This window comes from Sporomusa sp. (assembly GCF_057736855.1).
In genome coordinates, this window is the sequence record NZ_JBYKYF010000150.1 from 3771 (window position 1) to 7591 (window position 3821).

Genomic DNA, 3821 nt, shown 5'->3' on the forward strand with positions numbered 1-3821 from the left:
GTTTTCTACTTTTTTAGCTAAATTCCTGCTCTAATCGTCAAATATATTGCTGTCACTCAGAATAAACAGGAAAACTAGAATAAATGTTGGGAGTCGAATGTCAAACCCTTTCATTCCAAGCAGAAAAAAGCGCTAACCTAAGTCGATTAGCGCCTTTTTCTACCAGGATACAGGCTTAACTAAGACTCAAAGACTATCATTTGTCTTAAACATAAACATATCACTACTAGCCTACTTCCGTTCCGACAAACCAAACAGCCCGCAAAATGCGGGCTGTTTGGTAAAATGTTTGCATATAAGACCTGATGCAATGGAGCTATCTTTTTAATCAGACTCATCCATACTGTCATTCAGCAGGGAGAACTTCTCCAACACTTTGAAACATAAACTTACCACGATGGCCACAACGGTAGCCAGGGCCATACCTTTCATTTCTACCGTACCAATTTTAATGTGGGCACCACTAATACCAATAATAAGTACTACTGAAGTCAGGATCAGATTTCGTGCCTTACCGTAATCTATGTTGGCTTCTATGAGCATCCGAATACCAGAGACTGCAATAACACCGAATTATAACAAAGAAATGCCACCCATAACCGGAACAGGAATACTCTGAATCGCCGCCGCCAACTTTCCAACAAAGGACAGAACAATGGCAAACACGGCCGCACCACCGATAACATATGTACTATATACCTTAGTCAGCGCCATAACCCCGATATTTTCACCATAAGTGGTATTAGGAGTAGAACCAAAGAAACCAGAAAGCATAGTCGATAACCCATTACCTAGGAGCGAGCGATGCAAGCCTGGCTCTTTTGCCAGATCGCGCCCAACAATATTACCTGTAACTAACAAGTGTCCAACATGCTCGGCGATAACCACCAAAGATGCCGGAAGAATAATGGCTATGGCATTAAGTTCAAATGTAGGAGTATAAATTGTGGGCATAGCCAGCCAAGGAGCCGCCGCAATACCACTGGTATCGACAAGACCGAGAAATGCAGCCAGGATGTAGCCGGAAACTACACCTATAAGAATAGGTATAATTGCAAAAAAACCACGTAATACAACAGAACCTAAAATAGTAATACCTAAAGTAAACAATGAAACAGTTATCACTTTGGGGTCCAGTGTCTTAGCCGTCAAGCCAGCCATTTCGGCTGCCGTCGGAGCCAGTTCCAATCCAATGACGGCAACGATAGCCCCCATAGCCGCCGGCGGAAAGATAACATCAATCCATTTCATCCCAACAGCTCCAATGGATAAAGCCACTAGGGAAAAAACCAGGCCGACCATAATAAATCCGCCAAGTGCGGCTTCATAGCCGTATTGTGGTAATACAACAAATACTGGCGATAAAAAAGCAAAGCTTGAACCAAGATAACCGGGTATCCGGCCTTTGGTAATCAGGATATAGAGCAATGTCCCGATACCGATAAATAACAAAATGGTTGCAGGATTTACTTTAAAAAGAATAGGTACAAGGACTGTTGCGCCAAACATAGCAAATAAGTGCTGCAAACTAAGAGGAATGGTTTCCGCTAGCGATGGACGCTCATCTACATCAATAGTTCTTCTGGCCATATTTCCACCGTCTTTCTCCATATTTTTTTAAGATCTGCAGGTGTTTGTCCTGCTGTTTCTCCACTATTCGCAATATCGTTACATATTACGAATAGTAAAATCCCCACCGTACCTACAGTAGTTTGTAGATATCAGCCGGCCGATAACCAGTGCCGTCCAGGCAACCAAGCCTGGTGGGTTTCCGACCGTAATCATTTTCAATTACGATGGTAACCTTATACACAAGCTTGAGCAACCTGGACGCCCAGTAACCAGCCCAGCACCGATAAGCTATAGTTGCACCACATGCAATGACTTTTTTAGTAGCCGCAAGCAAGCCTAAACCAGTTACACCGGAAAATCAGTGCCGAGCTTTCCACCAACACCTGCTAAACACATACTCCCATAATTTCACATCGTCTTTGCTTCGACAATTAGATCTTTATGGCGACCATTTGTTGTTATTTCTTCCTTAGATAGCCTTACTCCTCCCATAAAAATTGTTTTTTACGGCGATATCGTACAAATTCTCCTAAAAATAAGCGATATTCTTTAATTGTTTCTACGTCGAAGACTTTTTACTGACAATATCTGTCTCCTGTTTTTTTAAAGTACCTTTTTATCTCTCAATACGGTAATTTCCTCGCTAGTCAATCCTAACATTTCTTTGAGAATTTCTTCTGTATCTTCACCTAACAAAGGAGCTGCCTTTTCTACACTACCAGGAGTTAATGAAAATTTGATGGGTACTCCGGCCATCTTGACCGGTCCTGCTACTTTATGAACAACCTCGACAATCATGTCGCGCGCTTTAATTTGCGGATCTTCAATAACTTTGTCCACGGTATTGAGAGGTCCGCAGGGAATCCCTTCCTTTTCCAGGGCCTCAAGCCACTGGGCAACGGTTTTCGCCGGGAACACGGTGTCTAAAATGGCTTTGAGGGCGCGCTGATTTTCTGTTCGTTTAGGATTAGTGACAAACCGCTCATCCTGTATCAATTCCGGACGGCCAATCAAATTGCAGAATTTCTCCCACAGTTTGTCATTACCCACCGCGATAATAACATATCCATCACTTGCTTTAAATGGTTCAAACGGAGTAATGGAAGGGTGCCGATTGCCAAGCGGTTTCGGTACATTCCCAGATGCCAGATAACGGGCAATGGCGTTTTCCAAAATCGCAACCTGACAATCCAACATTGCTACATCGACTTTTTGTCCTTTACCCGTTTTCGACCGGTAGTGCAAAGCCATGAGAATACCAATCACCGTAAACAGTCCGGCATTAATATCTCCAATGGATGCGCCTACCCGGGTAGGTTCACCATCCTCCTGGCCGGTGATACTCATAATCCCGCCCATTCCTTGAACAATAACATCATAAGCCGGTTTCTTACTATAAGGTCCGGTGTGACCAAAGCCTGAGCAAGCCGCATAGATGATGCGGGGATTAATTTTTTGCAGGGTTTCATATCCCAAACCTAATTTCTCCATAGTGCCAGGACGATAATTTTCTAAGACAATATCCGCCTTTTTAGCCATATCGATAAACAACTGCTTACCTTCAGGACTCTTCAGATTTAGCGTCATCGAACGCTTGTTGCGGTTAAGGCTCATAAAATAGACGCTCTCCGTACCGGCGAAAGGACCGTAGGCCCTGGAATCATCACCACCATTCGGTGTTTCGATTTTAATCACATTCGCGCCATAGTCAGCTAACATCATCGAAGCATATGGTCCGGCTAACACTCTGGTCAAATCTAAGACAACTAGATCTTGTAGCGCTTTCACTGGTAACCTCCTTATTATTTAATTATTTATATTTTTCCAACTTTCGACCGTTTATTACCTTAAATACAAACAATCTCCTTTATTATTTCTTGTCAAAACAACCATTTTTTTGTAAACAAGTTTATTAAACCCTATCCTACAGCCCTGAACGCTACACATCTTCAGCGCTATATACCGGTTTTCCGGCAAAATAGGTCATCATTACTCTGACTTTATCAATATCCACTGGATTAATGGACAGCAAATCCTGATCCAGAACAACCAGGTCGGCTTGTTTCCCCACTTCTATGGAGCCAGTTTGCTGGTCAATAAACAAAGCATACGCACCATTAATGGTAAAAGTTTTTATCATCTCGGTTACTGGCATACGCTCTTGTTTGTTTAGCAAATACCGGGTATCGTCCATGTCAGTAATATCTTCTACCCCTAAAGCGGGGCCGCTGTACATATTGCGGGTAACC

Annotated in this window: 2 protein-coding genes and 1 pseudogene; all 3 read right to left on the bottom strand. The window is 42.9% G+C overall.

All coding sequences use genetic code 11. The annotated features are described in order from the left end of the window. Nucleotides 1-324: 324 nt before the first annotated feature. Nucleotides 325-1590 (bottom strand): annotated as a pseudogene (uraA, locus tag AC29Z1_RS10710) (uracil permease). A gap of 585 nt (nucleotides 1591-2175) precedes the next feature. After that, on the bottom strand, nucleotides 2176-3360 hold the full coding sequence (locus AC29Z1_RS10715; protein WP_488271451.1) for a CaiB/BaiF CoA transferase family protein: 1185 nt from the start codon (nucleotides 3358-3360) through the stop codon (nucleotides 2176-2178). A 151-nt stretch (nucleotides 3361-3511) separates the two neighbouring features. Beyond that, nucleotides 3512-3821, bottom strand: a 310-nt coding sequence (locus AC29Z1_RS10720; protein ID WP_488271452.1) for an amidohydrolase family protein, incomplete at its 5' end; no start/stop codon positions are given.